Annotated in this window: 22 protein-coding genes and 2 pseudogenes; 11 read left to right on the forward strand and 13 right to left on the reverse strand. The window is 62.2% G+C overall.

The features are described from left to right. Nucleotides 1-107: 107 nt before the first annotated feature. The 3 genes from IB269_RS07655 to IB269_RS07665 all read right to left on the reverse strand — a co-directional run bounded on the left by IB269_RS07655 (nt 108) and on the right by IB269_RS07665 (nt 2,187). On the reverse strand, nt 108-614 hold the full coding sequence (locus IB269_RS07655; RefSeq protein WP_192366803.1) for a hypothetical protein: 507 nt from the start codon (nt 612-614) through the stop codon (nt 108-110). Nucleotides 615-748: 134 nt separating this feature from the next. After that, entirely contained in the window at nt 749-1,240 is a 492-nt protein-coding gene (locus IB269_RS29030) for a hypothetical protein (RefSeq protein ID WP_225613989.1), read from the reverse strand. Nucleotides 1,241-1,251: 11 nt separating this feature from the next. Continuing rightward, nucleotides 1,252-2,187 carry a hypothetical protein gene (locus IB269_RS07665; RefSeq protein WP_192366804.1) on the reverse strand — a complete coding sequence of 312 codons (936 nt, stop codon included), beginning with the start codon at nt 2,185-2,187 and terminating at the stop codon, nt 1,252-1,254. Nucleotides 2,188-3,140: 953 nt separating this feature from the next. Between IB269_RS07665 and IB269_RS07675 the strand changes: the two are divergent. Next, nucleotides 3,141-3,437: pseudogene (locus IB269_RS07675) on the forward strand (YkvA family protein); the annotation flags it as partial. 285 nt (nt 3,438-3,722) lie between these two features. Further along, a complete protein-coding gene (locus IB269_RS07680; protein WP_192366805.1) occupies nt 3,723-3,944 on the forward strand; it encodes a hypothetical protein in 222 nt (73 codons plus the stop codon). Nucleotides 3,945-4,140: 196 nt separating this feature from the next. On the opposite strand, the gene IB269_RS07685 is transcribed toward IB269_RS07680, so the two are convergent. From IB269_RS07685 to IB269_RS07700, 4 genes and pseudogenes are all read right to left on the reverse strand, one after another. Next, the gene (locus IB269_RS07685) at nt 4,141-5,178 is read right to left on the reverse strand and encodes a hypothetical protein (protein ID WP_192366806.1); all 1,038 of its coding nucleotides are present in this window, start codon (nt 5,176-5,178) and stop codon (nt 4,141-4,143) included. Nucleotides 5,179-5,369: 191 nt separating this feature from the next. Further along, complete coding sequence (locus IB269_RS07690; protein WP_192366807.1) at nt 5,370-6,935, reverse strand: hypothetical protein; 1,566 nt, start codon at nt 6,933-6,935, stop codon at nt 5,370-5,372. Between the two features lie 281 nt (nt 6,936-7,216). Further along, nucleotides 7,217-7,939: a hypothetical protein gene (locus IB269_RS07695; protein WP_192366808.1), complete on the reverse strand. Its 723-nt coding sequence runs from the start codon at nt 7,937-7,939 to the stop codon at nt 7,217-7,219. A 95-nt stretch (nt 7,940-8,034) separates the two neighbouring features. Beyond that, a pseudogene (locus IB269_RS07700) lies at nt 8,035-8,971 on the reverse strand (restriction endonuclease). 490 nt (nt 8,972-9,461) lie between these two features. Here IB269_RS07700 and IB269_RS07705 point away from each other — a divergent pair. The 7 genes from IB269_RS07705 to IB269_RS07735 all read left to right on the forward strand — a co-directional run bounded on the left by IB269_RS07705 (nt 9,462) and on the right by IB269_RS07735 (nt 17,509). Then, the gene (locus IB269_RS07705) at nt 9,462-10,700 is read left to right on the forward strand and encodes an alpha-xenorhabdolysin family binary toxin subunit A (RefSeq protein WP_192366810.1); all 1,239 of its coding nucleotides are present in this window, start codon (nt 9,462-9,464) and stop codon (nt 10,698-10,700) included. 65 nt (nt 10,701-10,765) lie between these two features. Further along, a complete protein-coding gene (locus IB269_RS07710; protein WP_192366811.1) occupies nt 10,766-13,210 on the forward strand; it encodes a hypothetical protein in 2,445 nt (814 codons plus the stop codon). Next, on the forward strand, nt 13,207-14,505 hold the full coding sequence (locus IB269_RS07715; protein ID WP_192366812.1) for an RICIN domain-containing protein: 1,299 nt from the start codon (nt 13,207-13,209) through the stop codon (nt 14,503-14,505). The genes IB269_RS07710 and IB269_RS07715 overlap by 4 nt, the downstream gene beginning before the upstream one ends. A gap of 120 nt (nt 14,506-14,625) precedes the next feature. Further along, nucleotides 14,626-16,029 carry an MFS transporter gene (locus IB269_RS07720; RefSeq protein WP_192366813.1) on the forward strand — a complete coding sequence of 468 codons (1,404 nt, stop codon included), beginning with the start codon at nt 14,626-14,628 and terminating at the stop codon, nt 16,027-16,029. Nucleotides 16,030-16,271: 242 nt separating this feature from the next. Continuing rightward, on the forward strand, nt 16,272-16,535 hold the full coding sequence (locus tag IB269_RS07725) for a plasmid stabilization protein (RefSeq protein ID WP_192366814.1): 264 nt from the start codon (nt 16,272-16,274) through the stop codon (nt 16,533-16,535). Then, the gene (locus IB269_RS07730; protein ID WP_071956011.1) at nt 16,525-16,827 is read left to right on the forward strand and encodes a type II toxin-antitoxin system RelE/ParE family toxin; all 303 of its coding nucleotides are present in this window, start codon (nt 16,525-16,527) and stop codon (nt 16,825-16,827) included. Before IB269_RS07725 ends, IB269_RS07730 begins: the two co-directional genes overlap by 11 nt. A 244-nt stretch (nt 16,828-17,071) precedes the next feature. Next, entirely contained in the window at nt 17,072-17,509 is a 438-nt protein-coding gene (locus IB269_RS07735; protein WP_016447025.1) for an OsmC family protein, read from the forward strand. Nucleotides 17,510-17,551: 42 nt separating this feature from the next. On the opposite strand, the gene azu is transcribed toward IB269_RS07735, so the two are convergent. From azu to IB269_RS07760, 5 genes are read right to left on the reverse strand one after another with little or no spacing between them, the layout of a single operon-like run. Next, nucleotides 17,552-18,043: an azurin gene (gene azu, locus IB269_RS07740; protein ID WP_192366815.1), complete on the reverse strand. Its 492-nt coding sequence runs from the start codon at nt 18,041-18,043 to the stop codon at nt 17,552-17,554. A 47-nt stretch (nt 18,044-18,090) separates the two neighbouring features. Beyond that, complete coding sequence (locus IB269_RS07745; RefSeq protein ID WP_225613990.1) at nt 18,091-18,957, reverse strand: ABC transporter ATP-binding protein; 867 nt, start codon at nt 18,955-18,957, stop codon at nt 18,091-18,093. Continuing rightward, nucleotides 18,954-20,042: a FecCD family ABC transporter permease gene (locus IB269_RS07750; RefSeq protein WP_192366816.1), complete on the reverse strand. Its 1,089-nt coding sequence runs from the start codon at nt 20,040-20,042 to the stop codon at nt 18,954-18,956. The genes IB269_RS07745 and IB269_RS07750 overlap by 4 nt, the downstream gene beginning before the upstream one ends. Next, on the reverse strand, nt 20,039-21,250 hold the full coding sequence (locus IB269_RS07755; RefSeq protein WP_192366817.1) for an ABC transporter substrate-binding protein: 1,212 nt from the start codon (nt 21,248-21,250) through the stop codon (nt 20,039-20,041). Before IB269_RS07755 ends, IB269_RS07750 begins: the two co-directional genes overlap by 4 nt. A gap of 14 nt (nt 21,251-21,264) precedes the next feature. After that, on the reverse strand, nt 21,265-23,580 hold the full coding sequence (locus IB269_RS07760; protein WP_192366818.1) for a TonB-dependent receptor: 2,316 nt from the start codon (nt 23,578-23,580) through the stop codon (nt 21,265-21,267). Nucleotides 23,581-23,732: 152 nt separating this feature from the next. Between IB269_RS07760 and IB269_RS07765 the strand changes: the two genes are divergently transcribed. Beyond that, a complete protein-coding gene (locus IB269_RS07765; RefSeq protein WP_043823070.1) occupies nt 23,733-24,497 on the forward strand; it encodes a response regulator in 765 nt (254 codons plus the stop codon). Further along, nucleotides 24,497-25,930: an ATP-binding protein gene (locus tag IB269_RS07770; protein ID WP_192366819.1), complete on the forward strand. Its 1,434-nt coding sequence runs from the start codon at nt 24,497-24,499 to the stop codon at nt 25,928-25,930. Before IB269_RS07765 ends, IB269_RS07770 begins: the two co-directional genes overlap by 1 nt. On the opposite strand, the gene IB269_RS07775 is transcribed toward IB269_RS07770, so the two are convergent. Further along, entirely contained in the window at nt 25,931-26,761 is an 831-nt protein-coding gene (locus tag IB269_RS07775; protein WP_192366820.1) for a SprT-like domain-containing protein, read from the reverse strand. It lies immediately after the preceding gene. Nucleotides 26,762-26,785 lie beyond the last annotated feature (24 nt).

Here is a 26,785-nt window from a genome sequence, read left to right on the forward strand (position 1 = left end):
AGGAATGATGCTTAGGTATTCAGCGAAGAGTTGTTCTTAAACGCATGCAACGACATTACGCGGATAGGACAAGAAGGGCGTAGGCCTTATGATCTGCACTTTTCTGTTTATGGATTTAGCGCGGTGCTACTGTCTAGGCGGGATTGCTCATTAACCCATTCCCGGCTTTTGCCACGCACACACCAGGCGGGATTCTTTACCCAGTCTGTAAAATAAATGGTGGGGTGGTCTTCCAGAATGTTGCAGCGGGTATAGCCTAATTTGGGCATGGTGTAGTAATGCAAAGGCGCTATTATAAGAAATGCGATAGCGATAGAAATCACATTGACGCCAACGGAAAATATGGAAATATATTCAAAAATTTTAAGTACTTGCTTTTTCAAAGGAATTGCGTTGGCAATAACTGCCACTACCATTGTCAATGGAATTGCCCAGAAGGTAATTACTAGAGTAAATAGTGGTGTTACTCTGATGACTGGCGAGAGATCAAAGATATCTCTAATATCCGGTATTGTACTTTCGTGTATAAGGTACACATTGAAAATGAGTAGCGCAATGGAAAAAGGAATGATCCAGATAGTATTTTTTCTGTTGTGCTTGACGCGATCTTGCATTGTGTATTCCTGGTTGCAAATTTTTGCTGCAAGTTCTGCACGGCAAGACTGTTTGGTCTCTGATCAGTAAATTTGAGCTAATTGTCGGCAAATATAGTCGCCGCAGTCTTCGCGTTCAGAAAAGTACGGTTGCCTTATTTTTTCAGATGGGCTTGCTCATTGACCCATTCCCGGCTTTTGCCGCGCACGCACCAATCCGGATTCTTTACCCAGTCCGTGAAATATATGGTGGGATGATCTTCCAGAATGTTGCAGCGGGTATAGCCAAGTTTTGGCATTGCATAGTATTGAAAAGGCGTAATTGCAAAAATACAAAAAAACATAATAAAAACTCCTGCGGCTATGGCGGATAAAAAAATACGCGTTGGGATTTTTATGGCGTCTTCCATGCAAGGGATTGCTTTTTGTATTGCAATGATAATTCCTGTGATTGAAATTATTGGCACACACAACGCAATTGGATCAAATGGTGTGATTCTTACTGATGGTGCGAGTTTATTCAAATCATTTACGGTTTCGCATAGAGAATAGAAAATACTCCAAATTGACATTGCTAGAAGCAGCAGAAAAAGTGGAATACTCCATATTAGTGATTTTCTGATTTCGGTTAAATTTCTTTTGTCCATTTCAAGACTAATCAATTTTTGCGATTGATAGGGGATAGTAAGTTTTTAGGATGGTTCTGGGGTATTTCTTTGATCTCTGTTGTTTCATGATTGCCACTCAACTGTTCTGTGACGAGAGCGTCAGTATTAACGCGGTATATGCCAGAAGGTGTGCTGTTTGTCAAAATTTTTAATGAAGTAATAACATTTTTCTTTATTTCCCAACTTTTATCGATTCCATTTAAAGCTATCCCGGTAAAAAGTACCATTAAGGCCATGGCACCTAAAGAAAAAACAGCAATAGTGGTTACGCTTGCGACAAAAATTCCCGCCCCTATACCAACCATCGTCGCCAACCCCGCCTTGACCGCTTCCACTCCAATCCCTCCCACAAGGTCATGCATGGTTTTCTCGTCGTTGAAGATGAAGTCCAATGTCTCCACACCGATGCCAACGACCAAGCTCAAGATGAAGCCCCCTCTGGCCACGCCCTGAAGGCCGCGCATGCCCAGACCCATCTGGACCATGCGGGGATTGGTGGTGAGAAAGCGAGTGCCCTGCAGCAGATTGCCGCGAAACCCGGCTCGACCCGTGATGATGATATAGGTGCCTTTGGGCGTCGCCTTGACATAGGTGCGCGCACCGGCAAGGCGCAATGCAATCAGCGTTCTGGTGAACAGGTACGCGTCATTGGCCAGCATGGAGGCGGGGATGGTCCAGGGTTTGCCGGCGTTGGGGCTGGCCGTCTGCGTCCAATACCGGCCCAGGGCGCTTTGGGCCAGGATGGCGCGCAGGCTGGCCTCCAGGCGTGGGTCATTGCGCGATCTGTCTTGCAGAACGCCTATGAACTCTTGCGGCGTGAGTACCACCACGTCCACCTGCTGGCTGTCCATGGCACGGGTGATCTGCCTGTTGAAGGCCTTTTCATAGCTGATATACGGGCGGGTGAGATCTGTGGATGTTGCCATGGCCTGCAAGCGAATGGTTAATGGAATGAATAAGGAAATGGTGGTTTGCCAAATGCCAGAAAAATCACAAACGCAGGCCTACCCTCGGTCCTGTGAGAAATCAGGTCCGATCAAGGTATGGGAGTGGGAATTGCGCGTTCGCAATCATTCCCAAGGCCAATGTCAATCAATGGCCTGGGAATTCCGTTGTGGGAGTCCGGCTATTTGATTTCTTGGGTATCTGGAAGTCAAGCAGAAAGGCTTGTGGCTGATTATTTTCAGATCATTCCTAGATGCATATACGAGATGCATGCCTTGAGTGCAGTCGATATGGATTTGGAATGGGGAAGAGGGCTGTGACAAGGCTTTGCCAGTCAGTGCAGCCATTTGCCCCAGTGGACGCAGGCCGCCGGCACCGCCGTGCTGCGAGCCTTTGCGGCCACAGGCACGGCACCGTGGTGATGCGGTCATGAAGACCCGGTACAAGGACACCGCGCGCAGCGGGCTGGCGTTCCATATCATCGAGTGCTGCGCGGGCCTGGCGGCGCAGCCCCAACGGCAACAGCCGGCCGCCATCATCCAGCCCGGTCACAACCTCGTATATCCATGACAGCCGGTGAAAGATTGAAGGCTTGGGCACGACGCATCAAGCGCGATGGCGTCACCCTGTGGTTTGCCTGCAAGAGCCCCCAGACGCCCTGGTACGGTAGGGCCTGCTCACACTAATGTGGGGTCGCGAAGCTGCCTGCCAGCCCGCCAATCAAGGCGCGCGACGCCGTGCGTGTGCCCACACGCACAAGGAGCGCAACGCCGAGTGGCGGGCTGGCAGGCAGCTTCCCTTCGGGTTGCCCGGCTGCGGGGCCGTCTGCGGCGTTGCACGCGCTTGCAAGGCACGGGCCTTGCTGCGCACGTGCGCCTTGCATACGACCCCGCAGCCGGGCAACGCGATCCCCAGATTAGTGTGAACAGGCCCTAAGACCCTGGGCGCCTTCGTGGTCGCCTACGCCCTGAGCCCCATCGACCTGATCCCTGACTTCATCCCCGTACTGGGCTATGTGGATGACGTCCTGCTGCTGCCCGCGCTGATCTGGCTCACCGTGCGGCTGCTTCCCCCTGCCGTGCTGGCCGACAGCCGCCAGCAGGCCGAGGCCTGGATGCAGGCCCAGGGCCGCAAACCCCGAAGCCATGCCGGAGTCGCCCTGGTGGTGGGCGTCTGGCTATGCGTTTGCGTGGGGGCCTTCCTTGTGTTCCGAGGGCGCTGGGGTCTTTGAGCGCGGAGCCTTGCCGGGCTTCGCGGCGGCGGGCGGACAACAGGCAGGGGCGGGCGCTGCGCCAGAGCGCTGTATCATCTCGCCCAGGTGCTGAACACACCTTCACAGGCGGTCCCGCCACACTCCCGAAAGCAGTTGGACGTACTCACAGGAGGCCTTATGGCTGCTTTCCTTGCGGGCGTATCAATGCCCGAACCCTCTCCCAATCCATTGCATGGCCCCGTGCTTCTAGCGCATGGGCATTCCTTTGCTTCAGTCGCCAAGCGCGCTCATTGAGGAGTTGCCATGCTGTACTTTCAACTTTCCGAGCCGGAGTACAACAGCCTCCGGCGCGTGCAGGATCAGTTGGGGCTGATTTCCAGTTTGATCATTGGCGCCTACCCAGGGCATGCCTTGGAGCCGGTGACTCCTGGGCAATTGCTTGCGTTTATTCAGGCGCAGGAAGAGGCAATTGAGGGGGTGATGGGGGGAGTTAGTGAGCGCGGGGTAGTGCGGGGGACAGATTGACTGGGGTGCTGCACTGGGAGGCCACGCATGATATGCGTGGCCTTTCTAGGTGGTTTAGGGTTGCTAGCGGTGTTTGGAACATGTGGAAAGTCAGTCTCTTGAGGACTGCTCTCGGCCAAAGACGAAAATTCATTAGAATTATTGCGATAAAACAAAAAATCGGAAATTTTTTGCATTAATAAAAAGTAAATTTTTCCTATAAACTAAGTAATTCCATCTTTCTTTTTAGGAAAACCATATTCGCGAAAGCCGATAAGGAATTGAATTTGAAATAAGTATATTTGCGCAAATCGAGATTGCCATTGGAGTGAATGGCCTGGAATTTATACGCTTCATCTCGAGATATGTATTTGTAATTCATTGCAAGGATGTCGCCTTGCTCTTTGCCAACAACGCCCTCTAAATATTCATTTATAGTGATTTCTGAATCGCCAATTAGCTGATGTGCGTAAGTGTGGCGAATGTCTTCGCCTTCATAGTTGTCGTCTAATACCACATACCACTGGAAAGCACTGAAAAGTTCTACATGACAATATAGCAGGCGATCATTTTTTGAGCCAGTGAGTACTAGTCCATGAATCGGGTAGTGAGGTCCATTCAATGCATTTCTCTCGAATTTAAGTTCGACATGGCTTTTCGGAATTGAGGGAATGATAATAATTTTTTCTCGAAATTCTTTATTTTTAATATCAATGACGTCTCTCATGGATTCGCGAGGCACTCCTTTAAGTGCCGCAAAGCCTGCGGAAATTTTTGCAAGTCCCTGTTTGAATATTTTGTTGTCGAGTGTAAATTTTAGCTCAATACCTCCGGCCATGTCGTCAAGGACTTCTATCACATCTGAATTGGTGATTTTTCCTTCTTTTAGCAAGAATTTTTTATAATCATTACCGGTTTTTTTTGAATCAGCATATATTATCTTCTTGTCCTGATCAAAAATTGGTTTTGATGGATAAAATCTGTTTTTCTTAAATATTACATCCGCCCCGTATGCATTGTGAATTCCGCGCATGCTGGGCGTGGTTTTTCTATCTTTCTCTAGCTCTAACCGCAAGCAAAAAGATTCAAAAATCTTCACGAACTCCTTATCAATAAAATTGTTTAGTTTTTGATTAGAAAAGTGCGAAAGAATATCTTTGGATTTTAGTTTTCCGCCCAAGGCATTGGGAAGAATATGCTCTAGAGATTCCAAGTCATTTTCTGAGGTGCTTTCGCTTTTAATCTTGAGGTCCACACCTGTTAGATAACATCTTCTCATGATTGTTTTGTCGAGTAATATAATTGGAAATTATGTTTAACAGGAATTTTCGCAATTTCGAAAATCCGCTTCAGGTCGAGCAGCGAAAGTTACGGCAACAAATGCAACAAACGGCAGCCAGTCACGACCATCGTGACTGGTCAGCGATTCCGGTATGGGTGGCCAGTTTAGCTAGAATACGAATGCGTAACACCTAACGCAACTTTGACCCTCTCCTGAGAGAAAAATTGTGCATCTCTCATGGCTTTGGGAAAGGACCAGCGCTTTGTGTATTTTCCGATAAAGTCAGAGAAAAACAATCTGGACGAAACTCCGTCCTGATTAGCCGCGACCGCCTCTCTCAAGACGGATGACAAATTGATCTCACCAGCTGCAACGCAACCCATTGTTCGTTCGAAGTCCTCAATGGAAAGGATGAAGACGTGTGAGAGCGGTAGACGCTGCTGTGCAGCTGCGTTCGGATAGTCGAACATTCCCGGCGCATAGAGCCTCTGCATAAAGTCACCGTTGCCAAGATTCAACTCTCGGCTTGTGACTACAAGCAAAAAGTCTTGCTCTACTTGGTACTGCGCATCGAAATCTCTTCCAGGTTTTCGGATCTCTTCGCCAACCTGCCAACCTTGCTTGATAGCTTCGCGAACCCGTTTGGTCTTTTGGAATACTGCATTCTCATTATCCTGTAGCAGCACATCATCAGCGAACAAACTCATCTTGGCTTCCACCAGAATATTGCAATCTTCGCCTTTGATAATTACCTCGACAGCTGACGCGTGAAGCCCCATTTTCGACTTATAAGCGGTCTCATCGAGTACGGGGAGCCCGCTGTCGGCCGCAAGGTTGGTCACATATTGCTCGTAGATACGGCTGAACTCGTTCACATAGTCAGCGCCAAGGGCTGACAGCCGTAAGTGCACCGCGTCCTCGATACCCCTAGCAAATACCAGCCGATGCCAGCAATAGAGTTGACCATTGCGCTGGCGCAGGAGGGGAAAGCGGCGCAGAAATGGGAACTCAAATAGCTCCTGCTTGCCTCGAATTCGCTGCGCCTCATCGGACTGCATTTCTGCTCGCAAGCTAGGAAGATCGCGGACAAATAGGTGGTAAATTTGATCGACCGCCTTGCCATATGCTGGTCGAAAGGCCGCAAGCGGATCATTCGCAAGAAGCATCTGCCCCTTCATCACAGCCGCGTACAGGCCATATGTCATGTCGATATAGGCCTCCGGCTCCATGCCCATAACCTGCACGAATTGCTTGCGATTCTTAGTCCCTGGCTTGAGTTGTGCATAGAGGGCAGGCCACCTTAGAAAACCCCATGATTCAGGGCGTTGGAATTCCAACTGAACATGAATGATGTTGCGTAACATCAACCAACTGTTGGACTGGTCAATGCAGCACTCATCCTGGAGCTCCCACAGTTTTTGACGAAGGTAATAGAACTCTTGATGCGAAATAGCGGGGCCCACCCGCATATTGACCAAGTTGTCCTGCATCGCCCATTTAACAAGAAGCAGTGTGTGCCATGGAGCAGCCCTGACTGCCTCACCTAGGCCTTGGGGTGGATTCCAAAGAATCTGAAACGCCAGCTCAAGGATTGAGTTGCCGTTGTAGCAGCGCAGCTTATTGAGAATCGACTTGTAGGCTTTCTCTATGCCCTTTTTGGGCTGCGGGGCTACATGCTGCGCCATCTGGTATACCAGGGGCACGGGAGGAAAATTGATGTACTTATTCATTGACGTAGTTATCACTGTCAAAAAGCATCCAACGCTAGCGCATCGTTCCACCAAATCTGCGTGAAAGACCGCTCACGCCGGTAAATTAAAACGCTAGCGAGTGACTGCAAAAGGTCGGCTTGTGACAGTCGCAGAACAGCCAGAAGCAGCCTGTGGAAGCGAATGGAAGCAGACGCCCAACGCCGGAGTTGACGGGCACGCACCTGCAAGGCGCCGCAAGACGTATTCTCTGCGCACGGCTTACGACGCCATGCCGGCGCTTGTCCGCGTCGAACGACCTGTTAGTGGGCATCGGTCGGAACTCCCCAAAAGCTCTTCGAAGCATTGGACAACTGGTGATCGAGGCAGTCCCACGCGAATCCAGCGTTGCGGACGATGAGCCCAATTAGTTCGACGAGCCGCTGCATTGACTCAATGCTCGCACGCAGATCGCGCCATTTGATGCCGAGAGTACCGATGTCTATGAGCTGGTATTTATCGACCACGAACCGCACCTCTGTATGTGCGGAGACCTTATCTCGTACGGTGAGGAACCCCGTCATCGCGGGGGTGGTGGAGAGCTTGATCCAGAGCTCACGAAGTTCCACCAGGTGCTCACGAAACTGCTCTCTTCGTTCTGCGCGCTCGCGCTCTTCCATTCTCTTCAGAGCCATAGCGATTTCTGGATTGGCTTCTTCTTCGACGGAAGGAATCAACCATATCGCGTACCGATCCTCCAGTTCGGAAACAAGGGTGGTTTCGTCAAGCTCACCAACGAGATTACGGATGCTCGGCGTGCGTTTGTCCACATCAAGCGTCAGCTTCGCGATGTCTTGAGCACACGACAGGAACAAGGAGCTCCGCAGAATCTGAAACCCACGAGCTTGCTCCCGGGAACCTCGGTTCTTATTTGTATCGGGATCAAAGAGCATCGGCTCGAGCATTGCGTACTTCTCCCGAAGGCCGATGAATGCGTCGAGCAGATGGCTAGCATGGGCTTCCAGCTTTTCGATTTGCGATGGCATACAGTTCACGCTAACGTTAATGCTCAGTAGGTGGCGTAGTCGGCCGCTGCAGCAAAAGGTTGAATCCACCGTCGAAAGCAGTCCATATACAAAAATCAATTGCCATTCCTAACCATCTCCCGAGTCCCCCGACACCCCGCACCAAACGCCGAGCACCCCCCAAAACGCCTTCCCAGCCGCTGGCCCACGCTTCGCAACCCGCTGAACCATGGCTTTCCCGCATTGAGGACAGCCAGGTATTGGGGAAGCGGCCGGTTGCACTGTGTCAAAAGCAGGCTCCGTCTTGACGGGCTCGGCCACAGGCACAGGGTTCGCCAAAGGTACAGAAGTCCGGGCCTTGGTTGCTGAAGTCGCTTCTGTCTGGGCCTTTGCATCCTTCAGCAATCTCATGAGCGCGGCGCCGTCCATGAGGTGGATATTCCTCCCTGCAGCAAACGCCACAGCCTCCTGAGTAAACCGGCCAGAAGTCACCACAAAGCCGGCAGCGGCCCCATCAGCCGCCATGACGCCATATAGCTCGCGCACAGTGGAAACGCCCACCTTGACGGCTTTCCACTGCTTGCATTGCACCAGTGTCTTTTCGCCATTCTTCGAGAGGACCAGGTCCACGCCACCATCGGGCCCGCCGCCACCGGTTTCCTTGACGCTGTAGCCGCGCCGACGAAATCCCTCACCCACCAGCGTTTCAAACTCTCGCCATGACATGTTCTGCAGCGCATCTGCGCTGGAGCTGGCCGAGGTGGTTTCGAACAACCGGCTGCGGCGGCGCTTGCGCACGGCGGAAATGGCCGCGCCGGCCAGGCAGATGAGGGGCAGGATGTATTGGCCCCCGATAGCCAGGCCCTGCCAGATGGCCGTGGTGGCCAATTGGCCGATTTGCTGCGGGCTTTGTGCTGCAGGCAGGGGGCGGATGGCAATGGAGTGCAACACCATGTAGCAGGCAATTGCCAATGCAATGCCGGCCCACCATGGGCGCATGGCGATCAGATCCATGAGGTCTTCCGCCGTGCTGGACTTGCTTTTTCTTGCCACTCCTGCCCCTCCATTGCGTCAAGTTGCAAAACATTTTGCGACATTTGAGGGCTGAATGCATTCCTGAGTCAATGGGTGCGGTGAAATGCATAGAAATTGACAATGACGATTTTTTCTGAAATGGCAGTCAATTCTTGCTATTTGCTATTGATTGAGTAGCGGGCAATGCAAGCCTGGCCTATGCAATTGTGGAGGCTTGCCTTTTGAGGCAATGGCGTGACCGTGCTCATTGCCGTGAGTCGCGCAGGTGACAGGAACCTTGGGATGTGAGATGGCAATCCGGTTGCTGTCCTTATCCCCAGTGCTGTATGAATTTGTGTCACTTGTTTGGGGGACATACAGGGCCATGGCGGCTACCTAGCATCCGGTCGACTGGAGCGCAAAAGGAGGGCGGGCGATGACTGCGGTGCGGTCATTTCTTCAACGCCGCCGCTTGTTTGCACACCGATTCGAGGCCGAATCCGGCCTTTCACCATCAGGAGCCTTCGCCATGTCCGACTCTGCAAATTCAACGAATGCATTCACACCGTCTGCCGATATCTACAAGGGAATTTCCGTTCTCAGTTCAGAAGACTGGATCGGGCTGACGACGTTCTTCGAGTCTGCAGTCACCGACAACCCGACCACTACGGAGCTGATGCGCGCCATGCTGGGCATGCAGAAGCAGGATGCTTTCAGGCCGGAGTTTTCCGAAGCGGTGGAGCTGTTCGTCACGCTCAAGGGTGTCGGCCAGAAGTTCAAGGCCGATGTGCAGGACAAGATGCTGACCCTTGCCGACGATATCGTTCAGTACAACGATGTGGCGGCAACCACCTATGAACGGCTGATCGAGCTGGTGGACCGTTTCGATCTGGAGGGGGCGCCCACCCCATCGGCGGAGCCGGCGGTGGAAGCGAAATGGAAGGCCCTGGTCAAGGTTTGGGAAAGCGATACGCCCAGCGGGCGTTCGGAGCAGATCAAGCGCAATTTCAGCAGCGCGCTGGAGCAGTTGATTGAAGACGCCAATGCACGATCGGTGCGTGCCTTCGCGCTGCAGAACTCCATTCTTGACAACGGAAACGGAATACTGATGCGCCTGAATGCCTGCAAGACCGCGTTCAACGGGCAAAAGCAGAAGTTCACGACCACGCTGGGCGCCGAGGGTGCTGCCAACCAGAAGCTGAAGGCCGCCATGGAGAAGCTTGAGAACGACTTGAAGGCCCTGCGCCGCAAGGAAAAGGATGAAGTCATCGTGCTGTCCACGTCTCCGGCCTATCTGGCGATTCCGCTTTTCGGGCCGCTGATTCTGGCGGGGGTGGATATCGGTGTGGGTGCGGACCTTGCGGTCACGCGCAGGAAGATTGCCGAGAAGGTGGATGAGGTGAGAACCATCCAGGCCACGATGGCCACGAACGAGCGCTTCATCGGCTACTACAACCGAAGCAATGATCGCTTTGACAGCATCAGCAAGAGCATCGAAGACCTGGGTCCCAAGCTCAAGACGCTGGGCGAGGCATGGCGTGCGATTTCTGCCGATCTGGGCAACATACACAAGGTCTTGAGCACCACCGGCCGCAAGTCCCTGCAAGGGGAAAACTGGTTCAGCCTGACGGTGGTGCTGGGCACGGCAAAGAAGGGCTGGGCGCGTGTCGCCGGACAGGCAGACCATTTCCGTCGTTTTGGCGGCACGCCGAAGAAGGCGCAGAGCGTGGACCAACTGGTGGAGCTTGCCAGCAAGAAGGCAGCCTGAGCGATCTGCTCCGGCCTTTGTCCCACCGCTGCACAGGTGCAGTGCCTTACCTGGAACCACCCGCCATGACTTCAGCAATGACTCCCGCGCTCACTGCCGCGATAACTCCCATTGAATTGCGAACCCTGATTGATCGCTACCGTGCCGAGGGCCTGGTGCCGCCAGGGCCGCTGGTCTGCAGCGGTGGCCGCGCGCCGGACGGCAGCTTCAATCCCTTCGGCACCGTGGCCGATCTGGTGGTGGACCTGAAGGTGTCGCTGGACGAGGCCGACGCGGCTGGCCTGCAGGCGCTGGACATCCATGCCGATACCGTGGTGGTGCCCGAGGGGTTCGACAGGCGGCTTGACGGTGCGGTGCGGCGGCTGACGGTGGTTGCCCGCCGCATTGTTTCCGAAGGCACGACGGTGCTGCGCATGCTGCATGACGAGGACAACGAGCTCAGCAGGGTGCGCATTTTCGTGGAAACCGTGGAGGGCCGGTTCACGCTGTACGGCGGCCCCACGCGCGACACCCCTTATGCGCTGGAGGAGGCCTGGGACACGGTGGCGCGGCCGCAGTTCAGCAATTTCCTGTGGCAGGACAACCGGGCTGTGGTGAAGCACACCCCCGTGCCGCCCGGCCTGCTGGAGCATGGCGAGCCGATGCACAGGGTGCTGGCCGCGCTGTTTGCCCTGAGCGCCGGCATGGCGGGCAGGCCCGGCCATAGCGCGGCCGAGCTGGCGTTGTGCCATGAGGCGCTGGGCTGGATCACGCGCTGGTCAGGGGTCGAGTCCGGGTTTGGCGAGTTGATCCAGGCGGCGGGTTCGCTGCAGCGTCTGCTGCCGGTCATGGGCGTTGACGGGCTGGCCAGGCCGATTCCTGATCTGAGCGCAGGCAGCTATCTGTCGCTGGCCAAGGCCCGGCAGGAGGTGATGGCGGCCATGGAGGCCCACCTGCGCAGCCTGCGCGCCAGCGGCGAGCTGGCAGGTGCCGTGGGCAGCGTCGCGCAGGCGTTTGCCGACCGGGACACCTTGGACCTCAAGACGCTGGAGGCACGTTGCACCGAGCTGGAGCAGCGGTTGATTCAGCAGATCGAGGCCCTTGACCGCGCCGCACGCACGGTGCGCCAGGAGGAGCTTGAAGCGGAACTTGCCGCCATGCGGCTCAAGCTTGAAAGCGACGTTGCCCAGATCGTGCGCACCGTGAAGATGAGCCTGGAAATCGCCTTTGGCGTCATTGCGGTCGCGGGCAGCGTGGCGGCCCTGTGCGTGGGCGTGCCGCCCGACCCGAAGGCGCTGACCGAGACCGGTCAGAAAGGCGTGCTCGGCCTGAAGGATTTGTACGGGCAGGCCAAGACGCTTGGCGGCAGCATCGACGGCCCGCTCAAGGCGCTGAAGGCCCTGGGCCAGTCGTTTGCCATTCCACTGCAATGGGCCAGGCACAACTCCAGCACGCTCAAGAATCTGGTGGATCCCGCCAAGGGCGCATTGAATGCGGTGCTGCCGGTGATCCGTGGGCCGCTGGGCGGGCTGGATGTCGAGGGGATTTCCCGGGAGCTGGGCGACACCATGCGTGCACTTGCGCTCATGCCGGATGCCAATGAAGCCAAGGCCGCCTGGACGGTGCTGGAAAACGATGCAGTCAACCGGCTGGATCTGGTGCTTGCCACGGAAGGCACCGAGGCGGCCGTGCGCAACGCTGCCAACACCCTCAAGACACAGGTGCAGAAGGTGGCCGTCTATGGCCGCCTGCTGGCAGAGCAAAGCGCATCCAAGAATGCCATTGCCCGTGAGCTTGCCACGCTCAAGCTGGAATACGTTGCGGTGATCGGCAAGCGCAAGCGCCTGCAGGCGCTGGAGCAGCAGGCGCTGACAGAGCTGGAGCGCAGCGCGCGGCTGCAGGGGGAAATCACCCTCAGGGCAGAAAGTGCGCGCCGCGGCTTCTTCGTGGACTGCTTCGGGGTCCGCGCCGCACAGGCCTACGAGACAGGCAAGCAGCCTGGTCACCGTCTTTCGATGCCGGGCACGGCCGCTGCCATGGCAGATGCACACGCCACCCTGCTGGCAGACCACGCCAGCGCGCAGGCCGCCAATGCGAGGACCCAAGGGGATCTGCGGCGGGAATTGCGGGTCACTGACGCCGCGCTGCTGCAGCAGCTGGCGCATGGGCAGCCCATCAGCCTGTCCATTGCCACCAGCCATCCGGCACTGGCCAGCTACCGCCGCATCCGCCTTTCGTCGGTGCAGGCCTGGCTGGAGTTTGCCGATGCCTCGGCCCAGCGCATCAATGTCGACATGGTGACTGGCCGCGACTTTCACGACAGCACGGGCAACGGGGACGAGAGGCTTTTCTGCTCGCCCCTGAAGATCAACTTCACCTACGCCGGCGACCAGATCGAGTTCTCGCAGCATCTGGGAGACGTCTGCCCGACGCCGTTCACGACGTGGCTGATCGAAGTGCTGGAGCCCCGACGGATGCCGGCAGCGCCTCGGGCCCTGCGCCTGTTGATGGCCGGCACTGCAGCCAGATGACCCGGCTTCTGTGGCTGCCCGCCGCTGCCACGGCGCTGTGCTGCGGTGGCGCCCTGGCATCAAGCTGCCGCGTCGAAGCCGAGCCCGCGCGTGAGCCAGTCTCAAGGCAGGTATGGACCGATATCGCCGAGTTCTCGTTCCTGACCGGGCTTGATCTGGACGATGCCAGCGGCCGCATGACGCTGGTAAGGAGCCTGGAGAGCATGCAGTCGTTCCCTTCGCTGAAGGCGGCATCGGCCGCTTGGGGCACGCTGCGTGCCCGTATCGACGGGCTGGCCGATACGGTGCAAAAGCTGGGGCAGGCCGTCGGGCGTTTGCAGCAGCTGTGCGACCAGCTGGATGCCGTTTCGCTGGCCCCCGACGCACCGCTGGACGAGGCCCGATGGAATGCGGGTGTCGCAGCCGTCGAGACGGAGATGGATACGGCCATTGCGGCGGCTGCACCCGTCGTGGCGCAGCTGGAAAGTCATGCCTCGCTGCTTCGCGTGGCCGCCGCGCACCATGCCAGGCAGCCGCCACCCGCAAACGCGGTGGTCCGCCTTGGGCCCGCGCCGCAGGCGATGGCAACGGAATTCAGCACCCTGGCATTGCGCTGGCGGGCCGTGGCCTCCGACCTTGCAAATGCTCGCCGCATCTTGCCGGTGAGGCCGGTGCGTGGTTCATCCGCGCCCTTGATCGCCATGACGGCCGCCATGCGGGAACTGGCACGGATCTCCGCCGAGGCGCATGCACTCTCGGCCCAGCGGCTCAGCGATGCGGATTTTCGGCGCTACGAGACGGGCGACTACCTGTACGACCAATGCCCCATGCTCAAGGACCGCCAATGGGTCGGGCTGCAGAACCTGTATTGGAGCGAAAGGCGCAACGCGGTAGCGCTGCTGCAGGGCACGGGCCTTGTGTCGCCTCCCGGGCTGTTCAACTTCGAGCCACGGCAGATTTCCGTCCCGGCCATGATTCTGGGCGCCGACAGATGGAGGTTCATGCGCACCGGCAAGGGCTACTGGCTTGTCCAGAATGCGGCGTTCGGACCGGGCACCATGGCGCTCGATGTCACCAGCGTGGCCGGGAAACCGCATCTTGAGCTGAAGATGACGGCGTCAGCGGGAGACTCCCCCCGCTTCAGCGGCCAGCAATGGCGCTGTGCGCCCAGCGCCCTGCCGGGCCAGTTCCATCTCTACAACCGCTTCCTGTCGGATGCCGTCGTGCTGGATACGGCCAATGACAATGGCATTGCCGTCATGCTGCCGGCCGCCAGCCGCTCCTCTGGCCAGTATTGGCGCGTGATCGAGCGGTAAGAGGTACTTGGGGGCAGGACCCCCTTGATCTCAACCGCACTTGAGGTTGCATGCTCCAGGCTTCTCGTCGCCATGGCACTGCGCCATGGCCGGCGCAGACCCTGCAACCAAGAAGCATCCATGCCCCATCAAGATTCCCTCACGCTGGACGATCAGGTCCGGCCGACGACCACCGAGAGCTGGTCCATCCTGTCCTCCCCCTACCGCCTGACGACGATCGGCATCGTCTCGCTGGTGGCCTTGATTGCCTTTGAGGCCCTGGCCGTGGCCACCGCCATGCCAGCGGTGGCCCGCGCGCTCGATGGGGTGCCGCTGTATGCGGTTGCCTTTGGCGTGACCCTGGCCACCAGCGTGGTGGGCATGACGGTGGCCGGCGGCTGGTGCGACGCGCGCGGGCCGGCGGCGCCGCTGTGGTCTGGCATGGCGTGTTTTGTGGCGGGGCTGCTGCTGGCGGGCTTTGCGCCTTCCATGCCGGTGTTTCTGGCGGGGCGGCTGGTTCAGGGGCTGGGGGCCGGTGGCATGTCGGTGGCGCTGTACGTGCTGGTGGGCCGGCGGTATCCCGAGGCACTGCGGCGGCGCATTTTTGCGGCGTTTGCCACGGCCTGGGTGGTGCCCGCGCTGGTGGGACCGGCGTTGAGCGGCCTGGTGGTGGAGCACCTGGGCTGGCGCTGGGTGTTCCTGGGCGTGCCCCTGCTGGCCTTGCCGGCCGGGGCGATGCTGCGCCCGGCGCTCCAGGGCCTGGGCGGCCATGGCCAGGGCATGCAGGGCGGTGTGCGGCGCGGGCTGTGGGCCCTGGGCGCGGCCACGGGCATCTGCCTTCTGTATGTGGGCGGGCAGAGGCAATCGGCGGGCGCCTTGGGGGCGGTGGCGGTGGCCGCGGCCTTGTCGCTGGTCTGCACCTGGAAGCTCTTGCCGGCCGGCACGCTGCGCGCCGGGCGCGGGCTGCCCAGCGTGATCGCCTTGCGCGGGCTGGTGTTTGCAGCGTTCTTCGGGGCCGAGGCGTTCCTGCCGCTGGTGCTGGCGCGCGAGCACGGGCTGTCAGCGCCCATGGCGGGGCTGGTGCTGAGCGCGGGTGCGCTGGGTTGGTGTTCCGCCTCCTGGTACCAGGGGCACAGCCGCAACGGCTGGAGCCGTCACCGCTTCCTGCGCGTGGGCACCAGCGCGGTGCTGGCAGGCGTGCTGCTGACGGCATCGGTGGCCTGGCCGGCCGTGCCCGTGTGGGTGGCGGTGGTGGGCTGGATCGTGTCGGGGCTGGGCATGGGCCTGCTGTCGGCAAGCCTGTCGGTGCTCACGCTGTCCATGTCCGCGCCCGGCGAGCAGGGCGCCAACAGCTCGGCCCTGCAGCTGTGCGAGGCCATTGCCGTGGCGGCCACCCTGGCCATTGGCGGATCGCTGTTCGCGGCCTTGCTGGAGACTTCGGCCCAAGCGGCGTATCTGGCGAATTTTGGGGTTGCGGCCGGGGCGGCGGTGCTGGCGGCGGTGATCGTGGGGCGAACGGATACGCGGCAGGTGTTTGTGGGGTGAGGGGGCAGGAGGCTGATCCAGCCGCAGGCAGGGGTATCCACAGTCTTTTTAGTGCCATGGGGTGGCGGGGCCTGGGCTCGGGTTTGGCGCAGGCACCGCTGCGCGGACGGGGTGCCGATCGCTCACGCGATGGAGCGGCAGAAAGAGCGACAAACCGTGGGCTATCATCATCCGTCAGGTCCATCCGCGTAACAGCCGTCTGTTGCGCTGGCAGTGCGGCCTGCAACGTCTGGAGAGCGGCTATGACCACCACTACGCACTATGAGAACGCCAATTTTCTGCGTGAACTTGCGGAGAATCTGCCACGTATCCTCCCCACCAGTGGCTCCGACAAGATGGAGCTGCTGCAGCGCCTGGCGGATGAGGAACTGGCCCAGGCGGAATATGACGATTGGGTGCGCGCGAAGGTGGCAGCCGCCCGTTCGGACAAACAGACCGGGATGAGTACGGATCAGGTGCGGCAACTCCTGCAGGATCGTGCCGAGGAGTTGCGTGGTGGCGCATAGGGTCGACTGGCGTCCGCCTGCAATTGAGGATATGCGGGCGCTTTTTGAATATTTGCTCGAGCATGCTTCGCTGTGGGACGCGGAGAACGTCACGGAGCAAGTGCTGCGCTCCACAGACCGCCTTGCCGAGTTTCCGCGCTTGTATGAAGCCGATCCGCGCTATGGCGATGGTGTCCGCCGCGTCAGTGTTGCCGGTCAGAACCTTTTGTATGAAGTGGATGACCAGGCGCAAACTGTCAATATCCTCGCCGTAGTTGGGCAACGCCAGCAACCTCGGCTGAGGAAGTGCTGATCGCCCGAACGGGGTCGGCAATGCACCCGGCCGACTGGATGCCGCATCCGTCCGCCCCGTCTCCTCAACGCAATTTGAAGATGGCCTTGTTCGTGTCGAATAGGGAGGAATGCCCGGGACAGGGTCGTCGATTCTGTTTCTGTAGGACGTGCGCGCAGGGGCTGGCGCGCCCCGGGACCACGCCTTGCCCTGTGGCGCCTGTGCTGTGATGGCGGCTTGTCCAACCAACGCACAGGAGAAACACATGTCCGAGAAAACCGCTTCCGTCCATTGGGAAGGTGCAGGCAAGACCGGTCAGGGCCGCATCAGCACGGAGACCGGCGCGCTCAAGGACCATCCCTACGGGTTCGGCAGCCGCTTCGGGGATGACCGCAAGGGAACGAATCCCGAGGAGATCGTGGGCGCCGCGCATGCGGCGTGTTTCACGATGGCCTTTGCCTTTGCCTGCGAGAAGGCGGGCATCGCCACCGAGATGCTGGACACCACGGCCAAGGTCCGGCTTGCCAAGGATGGCGAGGGCTTCAAGATCGACCGCATTGCCCTCACGCTGCAGGCCAAGGTGCCCGGCATCGACGATGCGCAGTTCCAGAAAATCGCCCAGGAGGCCAAGTCCCAGTGCCCGCTGTCCAAGGCGCTGGCAGGCGTGCCCGAGGTGACCCTGGTGGCCACGCTGCTGCATTGAACGCGCAGGCCCTTTGGGCCTTTGCCGCGCGGTGACGCGGCCTCAATCCTCCAGTACCAGCCTTCCCCGCATGGGCAGCGCATGCGAGGGATACGAGCAAAAGTAGGTATAGCTCTCGCCCTTTTGCAGGCGCGCCACGGGGAAGGTGACCGAGGCATGCTCGCCGCCCGACAGCATTTGCGTGGCGGCGATGACGCGTGCGTCGGCGTGGTCCACCCAGGCCCGGTCGGGGCCGGCGCGCAGGCCGTCGGCGATCACGGCGTCAATGTCGGCGCTGCGGGCCAGCACCCAGTTGTGGCCGGCTTCCTGCCATGGCTTCTTGCCGGTGTGGACCAGGCGCACGGTGAAGTTCTCGCAGCGCGCGCTGACGCGGATTTCGGCCAGGCTGAAGCGTTTTCCGGGCTGGCCTTCAATGGTGGTTTCGCAGGCGGGATGGGCCACGCTGGATGCGGGCGTGGGGTGGGCATGCTGGGCCTGGGCGTTCATGCAGAAGGCGGCCAGCAAGGCAGCGGTGGCGGTGATGCGGGTATGCATTCGGAATCTCCAAAAAAAGCGGATGGATCTGGAATCGGCAACCGGGCTCAGGCCGCAGCCGTCAGCCCGTCCACGATGACCTGGGGAAGGCCCTGGGAGCAGGGCTCCACCCGGGCCTGCACGCCGTAGACGCGGGCCAGCAGGGCGGGGGTGATGGCCTGGGCAGGCGGGCCGTCGGCCAGCAGCTGGCCTTGTTTGAGCACGATGACGCGGTCGGCGTGGCGCAGGGCGGCGCCCAGGTCGTGCAACACGACCAGGGTGGTCATGCCGTGGCGGCGCGTTTGCTCGCGCACCAACTGCATGACGTGGAACTGGTGGTTGAGGTCCAGGGCGGACAAGGGTTCGTCCAGCAGCAGCACGCGCGGCTCGCGGATCAGGGCCTGGGCCAGGCCTGCAAGCTGGGACTGGCCGCCAGACAGCTCATCCAGGTGGCGCATGGCCAGGTGGGCGATGCCCAGGTGCTCAAGCAGGGCGGCGGCCTGGGTGACCGCATCCGGGGAGCCGGCCTGCTGCGGGCGCGTGGTGTGTGGCGAGGCCTTGCGCGCGGCCAGCAGTGATTCGATGACGCGCAGGTGCACGGCGGCCGGCAGGGCCTGGGGCAGGTAGACGATGCGGCACGCGCGCTCGGCCAGGCTGGCGTGCTGCAGTTCCTGGCCTTCCAGCGTGATGCTGCCCTGGGCGCGCACCAGGCCGGCCAGGGCACGCAGCAGGGTGGATTTGCCGCTGCCGTTGGGCCCCAGCACCACGGTGAGCGTGCCGGCGCGCAGCGGGGCGATGTCCAGCAATTCGATGACGCGTCGGCGCCCGTAGGAGACGCTGAGACCCTCGATCTGCAGACCATCTTGCGTGAGAGGTGGCAGATAGGTGGGTGCGAAGTGCGGGGTATTCAGGGAGGTGTTCAGGGTGGTGCTCATGTCCGCCCCCGCGTGCGCAGCACGATGGCCAGGAAGAAGGGAATGCCCACCAGCGAGGTGACGATGCCCACCGGGATGATGACGCCGGGGATCAGCGTCTTGGACGCCACCGAGGCCAGCGACAGCACCAGCGCGCCGACCAGGGCGGCGGCGGGCAGGTAGAAGCGGTGGTCATCTCCCACCATGCGGCGCGCGATGTGCGGTGCCACCAGGCCGATGAAGCCGATGCTGCCCACAAAGGCCACGGACAGCGCGGCCAGCAGGCTGATGCGCAGCAGGGCGCCCAGGCGCAGTCGGCGCACGTCCACGCCAAAGCTGGCGGCACGGTCCTCGCCCAGGCGCAAGGCGGTGAGGCGCCAGGCGTTGAGCAGCGAGAACGGCAGCACCAGGGCCAGCGCGGCGGCCAGCCCGGCCACCTTGGGCCAGGTGGCGCGCGAGAGGCTGCCCATGGTCCAGAAGACCAGGCCCTGCAGCGCCTCGGCCGTGGCCACGAACTGCAGCAGCGAGACCAGGGCGTTGAAGCTGAACACCAGGGCAATGCCGAACAGCACCACGCCCGATGCGCTCATGCCGCCCCAGCGCGCCACCAGGTCCAGCAGCAGGGCCGAGGCCATGGCGAACAGGAAGGCGTTGGCAGGCACGGCCCAGGCCGTTGGCACGCCGGGCAGGCTCCAGTCCAGCACGATGGCCAGGGCCGCGCCGAAGGCGGCGGCCGACGACAGGCCCAGCGTGAACGGGCTGGCCAGCGGGTTGGCCAGCACGGTCTGCATCTCGGCGCCGGCCAGGCCCAGGGACAGGCCCACGGCCACGGCCATCAAGGCGTAGGGCAGGCGAATGTCCCAGACGATGACGCGCAGCGCAGGCGGGGCCTGGTCGGCATGGCCCAGGGTGGCGATCAACTGGTCCAGCGCCAGCCCGGAGGGGCCGGTGGTGAAGTCCAGCAGCAGCGCGCCCACGATGGCCGCAGCCAGCAGGGCCAGCACCAGCACGCGCAGGGCGGTCAGGCGCCGGTAGCCCCTGGCCAGCGGCGTGGCGCTGGCGGCCGTGCTGGCGAGCTCCACGGGCAGGTCGGCGGCCATGTTCATCGCGCGGCTCCGCTGGCCGCTGAGGCCGCTGCCTTGGCAGGTGCATCGCCCCAGAAGGCGCCGTGCATGGGCAGGGCGGGCAGGAAGCGGCGGTTGATCTCGTCCAGTGTGGCCTGGGGATCGATGTCGCCAAAGCGCTCTGGGTAGAACCACTTGGCCATGGCCTCGATGGCCAGGATGTTGGTGGGTGCGTCGTAGAAGTTGTGCCACAGGCCGTGGGCGCGGCCCTGGCGAACGGCACCCAGCACCTCGAAACCGGGGCGCGCGGTCAGCGCCTGCAGGCTGGCCGAGAGGTCGGCCGGCGCCACGCCGCTGCCGGCCTTGAGCATGAGGCGGTTGCTCTGCGGGCGGCTGCCGGTGGCGATGTAGACCTCGGGGTCGGCGGCGATCAGGGCTTCCTGGTGCATGTCGCCTATGGCGCCGGGCACCTTGCCGGCCGCGACGTTGATGCCTCCGGCCGCCTCGATGAATTCGCCCATGTTGCCCTTGCCCACGGTGTGGCAGCAGCCGTCCCAGACGCCGGCCAGCAGCTCGGCGAAGACGCGCGGGCGCTGGCTGGTGGGAATGCCCTCCACGCGCTGGCGCACCTGCTGCAGGTGCTGCTCGTAGAAGCGCGCATAGGCCTCGGCCTGTTCCTCGCGGTGCACGGCCTTGCCCAGGATGCGCATGCTGGCCAGGGTGTTGCGCACGGGTTGGGCGCGAAAGTCGATGAAGACCACGGGCACGCCGGCCTTCTTGAGATCGTTGACCAGGCCGCTCTGGCGCCCCGGCCCATGTCCGCCCAGGCCGAAGATGGCGATGTCGGGCCGGGTGGAGACCGATTGCTCGGCACTGACGCTGTCTTCCGAGGTGCGGCCGATGACCGGGATGCGGTCTATGGCCGGGAAGCGGCGCCGGTAGTCGGCATAGCCGTTGGGGTCGGCGAAGGGCAGCTCGCCCTGCCAGCCGGCGATGCGGGCCAGGGGCTGATCACCCTCGATCAGGGCCAGGGCGTAGAGGAAGCGGCCCTCGCCCAGCAGGATGTGCTCCACCTTGGCGGGGATTTCGACCGTGCGGCCGACGATGTCGACCACGGTGGTGGCCGGTGCACTGGCAGCGGTGCCGGCAGGCGAGGCCGCAAGCGCGGAGGCGGACAGCAGGGCGGCGGCGCAGGCTGCGGCCAGGGCCAGCAGGGCGCGGCGTGTGGGGAGACGTTGGGTGGATGTCATGGTATGGCCCCGGCTCAGAAGGACAGGTCCAGGCCCGCCGTGTAGGTGCGGCCCGCGCCCGGCACGCCGTACAGCTGGAAGCCGTCCAGCGAGGCGCCGATGCGGCTCCAGTAGAAGCGGTTGGTGAGGTTGTTGATGTTGAAGCGGGCCGTGAGCTGGCGGTTGATGCGCCAGCTCAGCGCCAGGTTCTGCACGAAGTAGCTGGGCGCTTTTTCGTGGTCGGCCACATAGATGGGGTGCACGCCGTTGGGGCCGTTGACGGTGCTCGACGTATTGTTCTGGCCGCCCACCATGACGTTGTCCGTATAGCGGCGCTCGCCCACGTACTGCGCGCCCCAGCTCAGGGTGACGGCGGGCGTGACCAGGAAGGAGGTCCAGACGCTGCCGCTCCAGTCGGGCACGTTCCTGGCCTCGGCACCTTCGTTCGCGCCCTTGGTGAGGCGGCTCTTCAAGTGGGACAGGCCGGCGTACACCGACCAGCGCGACGTGATCTCGCCCTGGGCGCCCAGCTCGAAACCCTGCACCCGCTTGGCGGGCAGGGCGCGCACGGGCGAGACGCTGTCGGGGCTGTACTCCCACGATTCGCTCAGCTCGGTGCGGAACACGGCGCCGGTCAGCGACAGGCGCCCGCCCAGCACGTCCCACTTGCTGCCTGCCTCCCAGGTGCGCGACAGGGCCGGCGCATAGGCCAGCTGGGCGGCCGTGCCGTAGACGCCGTTGTTCGTGGTCACGCCCATGGCCGAGGGCTGGGCCGCGCGGCTGTAGGAGACATAGATGGAGCCCTCGCTGGCCGGCTTGTAGACCAGGCCCAGGCGGCCGCCGAGCGCGCCGTCCGTGCGGCTGGCGCCGCCGTTGTTCGCCTGCCAGCGGTCGTAGCGCAGCGCCGTCTGGGCCTGCCAGCGCGGCGAGAAGGTGATGGTGTCGTTCACATACACGCCCGCGTTCTGCACCGTGGCGCGCGCACTGCCCGCGCCCACCACCGTGGGCGTGCCCGGGAAGATGGTGGCCGGGTTGGTCATGTCGAAGCCCAGCGTCCCGGTGGGCAGGTCCATGCTGCGCTCGCGGTCGCCATAGGTCTCGCGGTACAGCTCCAGCCCTGCCGTGAGGTCGTGCTTGAAACCTGCCGTTTCGAAACTGGTGCGCACATCGGTCTGGTTGTTGGCGATGGTGTAGCGCTTGGACACGGACACCGAGGCCAGGCGCAGCGAGGCATTGGCGCCCGCCGTGTCCACCAGGCCGTAGTCGCCATAGGACAGGATGCCGCCCGGCGCCGTCACCAGCCCGCCCAGGCCCACATAGCCCAGCGAGTTCTTGCTGCTGCCGCTGTTGAAGCGCGCGGGCGCCAGCACGCTCCAGTTGTCCGAGCGCTCGTAGCGGAACTGGTTGCGCACCGTGGCCGTGGGCGAGAGGTCATGCTCCACGCGGGCCGTCACCATATCCGTGCGCGACTGCTGGGTGTAGAGGTTGGAGGCGCCGTACCAGGCATTGCGCGGCACGCCCGGCATCACCTGGCCGCCCGTGCCGCGCTGAATGGGCAGGCCGCCATCGGGCGTGTTGTCGTCCACCTGGTGGAAGACGTTGACCACGGTGCGCGTGGACGTGCCCAGGCCGTGGGCGAACGAGGCTGCCACGCCGTAGCGGTCGTAGTCCACCACGTTGCGGCCGGCCACGTCGTTCTGGTGCTTCATGAGGTTCAGGCGCACGGCGCCGGTCTCGCCCACGCTGCGGTTCAGGTCGGCCGTGGCGCGGCGGTAGCCATCGCTGCCCACGCCCACCGAGCTGTTGTAGAACGTGTCGCGCCTGGCTTCCTTGCTGACCAGGTTGACGCTGCCGCCCACGGCGGACACGCCAGACTCCACCGAGCCCGTGCCCTTGTAGACCTCGGCCTGCTCCAGGTTGAAGGTGTCGGTGCGGCTGGCCATGCCGCCGTCGCGCACGCCGTCGATGGTGATGGCCTGCTCGGCCGAGAAGCCCCGGATGGTGAAGAAATCTCCCCAGCCCAGGTTGCCCTCGCCCGAAGTGAAGGTGATGCCGGGCACGTTCTGCAGCACCTCCTGCAGGCTTTGGGCGTTTTGCTCGCGGATCAGCTCGGCCGGCACCACGCTGATGCTTTGCGGCGTGTCGCGCAGCGGCTGGGTGAGCTTGGGCGACTGCACGGCGGCGGGCTGGTAGGCCGGCGCCTCACGCGTGGAGCGGACCTCGACCGTGCCCAGGGGCGATGCCGGAGCGGCCGCAGTCTGGGCCACGGCCAGGGTGGAGAAGGCGCCCAGCGTCAGCGCAAGGCTGGTGGACAGGGCCGGAGGGAAACTGCTGGAGTGCTGAGAAGACATGGCGACGAATCACTAGAATGAAAATCGTTCTTATTGACGAGCAGGACTCTAGTGACGCGACAGCGCAGACAGGCCAGCGGCCGCCGGGCAAATGCAATGCTCCATTGCACAGGCCGCTGCCACAACATTCCATTACAAAACGCCATGCGCCAATGCAATCCATGAGCGCAACAGCCGCCGCATCCCCGGCCGCCCAGGGTCCGCGCATCCTGGTGGTGGACGACGATCCCGACATCCGCGAGCTGCTGTGCGACTACCTGCGCGCCTCGGGCATGCGCCCGGCCGCCGTGGGTGACGGCCAGGCCATGTGGGACTGGCTGGGCCGGCATGCGGCCGACCTCATCGTGCTGGACCTGATGCTGCCCGGCACGGACGGCCTGGCCCTGTGCCGCAGCCTGCGCGAACGCACCCACATCCCCGTGGTCATGCTCACGGCGCGCGGCGCCTTGCTGGACCGCATCCTGGGCCTGGAGATGGGGGCCGACGACTACCTGCCCAAGCCCTTCGATCCGCGCGAGCTGCTGGCGCGCATCAAGGTGGTGCTGCGCCGCGTGGCCCAGGCACCGGCGCCGGCCAGCGAGCCGGAGCATCTGCCCGTGCTGCGCTTTGCCGGCTGGACGCTGGACATGCGCGCGCGCGAGCTGCGCTCGCCCCAGGCCGTGCTGGTGCCGCTGGCCCAGTCCGACTACCGCGTGCTCTGCGCCCTGGCCAGCAACCCGCACCGCACGCTGAGCCGCGACTACCTGGCCGACCATGTGTTCGGCCGCGAGCGCCAGGCCCAGGACCGCGCCATCGACGTCTGCGTCAGCCGACTGCGCCAGCACCTGGAAGACCCTGCGCGCCAGGCCAGCCTGATCCGCACCGTGCGCAACGCCGGCTACGTGCTGACCTGCGACGTGGTGCCGCAGGCATCGTGATGGCTTGGGTGCCGGCCGGCGCGCTGCTGCGGCGCCTGTGGCCGCAGACGCTGTCCGGGCGCGTGGCCCTGATCCTTGTGGCCGGAATGCTGGCCGCCCAGGCGCTGACGGGCACCATCTGGTGGGAAAGCCGGCGCAGCCAGCTGCTGGAGGTGCCGCTGCGCCTGCTGGGCGCGCGCGCCGCCGATTCGCTGCTGCTGCTGTCCTCCCTGCCGCCCGAGGCGCGGGCCGCCGCCGTGGGCACGCTGAGCACGCAGGGCTACCAACTGACCCTGATCGATGCGGCCCGTGCGCGGCGCCTGATGGAGGACCTGGCGTCCCATCCCGCCGATGCGGCCGACGCCATGGCCGGCGATCTGCTGGCCGACGTGCTGGCGCGGCGCGTGGGCGCGGCCGTGCCGTTCCACCTGCTGGCGCTGGAGCTGCACGGCGGCGCGGAAACCCTGCTCACCGCCCATGAGCCCGAAGCCCATGTGCGCATGCTGCTGGGCCTGGGCAACGGCCAGTGGCTGCAGGTACAGGCCGTGGAAGGCGAAGCCGGCTACCCCGTCAGGCCCTACTGGGCGCTGGCCGACTACGTGCTGCGCATCTATCTGCTGCGCATCATCGTGGTGGTTGTGGTGGCTCTGCTGGCCGTGCGCCTGGCCATGCGCCCGCTGGCGCGCATGGCCAGCGCGGCCGACGCGCTGGGCAAGGACCTCAAAAGCCCGCCCCTGCCGCTGGACGGCCCGCGCGAGGTGCGCCAGGCGGCCCAGGCCTTCAATGCCATGCAGCAGCGCATTGCCGATGGCGTGGCCGAGCGCACGCGTTTCTTTGCAGCCGTCTCGCACGACCTGCGCACGCCCATCACGCGGCTGCGCCTGCGCTCGGAAATGCTGGAGCCCGAAGCCCTGCGCGACAAATTCCGCCGCGATCTGCAGGAGATGGAAGCCATGGTCACCGCCACGCTGGACATGCTCACCGGCGCCGACGCGCGCGGCGAGCACCAGGCGCTGGACATCAACGCCCTGGTGCAGGGCGTGGCCCAGGACCTGGGCGAGGCGCATGGAGTGCACATCCCCATCACGGGCCGCGCCCTGCGCCCGCTCGATTGCTATCCCCACAGCCTGCGCCGCTGCCTGCAGAACCTGCTGGAGAACGCGCTGCGCTATGGCCACGACGCCGAATTGCGCATCAGCGACAGCGACGATTTGCTGCGCATCGACGTGCTGGACCGGGGGCCGGGCATTGCCCAGGAGCAACTGGCCCAGGTGCTGGAGCCGTTCTACCGCATGGAGACCTCGCGCAACGCGGGCTCTGGCGGGTTTGGCCTGGGCCTGTCCATTGCCGATGCCGTGGCCAAGGCGCACGGCGGGCGCATTGTGCTGGGCAATCGGGAGGGAGGCGGGCTGGAGGCGGTGCTGGAGCTGCCGCGCAAGACTCCTGTCCGCTGATCAATCCTGGGCTGTGAAGCCTTTGCCGCAATCGCCGCAGATCAGGTTCAGCCCCGGCTTGCCCCAGACATTGACGGGCGCCGCGCAACCGCCGCAGCGGTACTTGACGCGCAGGGACTTGTTCACGGGCTGCACCATGGTCTCGCCGGTGGTGGAGCCCGGCACCGCCACCGAGGTGCCCACGGGCCGCACGGCTTCGGCCAGGGCGGGAACGGAGGACATGGGCGGCTGGGTGCCCTGCATGCCCTGGATCTGCGTGGCCATGCTCCACTGGCCCGTGACCACATGCTCGATAGCCGGGAAGCGGTCGTACCAGCTCAGTTGGAAGCGCGTGGTCAGCAACTGCTCGCAGGCCGCGAGAAAGGGGCCGCCCGCCATGGCGTAGTCGGCCATCATGTCGCCCGTGCGCCGGCCGCCGGGCCGGCCCGTGGACGAGGGCATGAGGCCCAGCGATTCCAGCTTGTCCGCCCATTCCTCGTTGTGATACCGCGCGCGGCCCGGCTTGCCGAAGTGGTGCTGCCACAGGTGCGTCATCTCATGCACCAGGGTCTGCAGCGTCTCGATGATGGGCACGGCCGCGAAGTAGGCGGGGTTGAGCGCAATCTCGTCCGTGGTGCTGCCATCCAGCGACGCAAAACGCGCCGCAGAGAAATAGCCGCAGGTGCGTTTCTCGCGCTGCAGCGTAATCAGGCAATGGGGCAGGGCATCGTCGAACAGGCGCTGGTTGAAGTGCTCGTAGGCCTGCTGCAACTCGGAATAGGTTTCGCGCGTGGGGACTGCGCGCGAAGAGGCAAGGGAAGATGCAAGGGAAGAGGCAGTGGCCGAGAGCATGGCTGGATTGTGCAATACAGCCAT

The sequence above is a fragment of the Delftia sp. DLF01 genome, assembly GCF_014852125.1.
In the GTDB taxonomy this organism is placed as follows: Bacteria; Pseudomonadota; Gammaproteobacteria; order Burkholderiales; family Burkholderiaceae_C; genus Comamonas; species Comamonas acidovorans.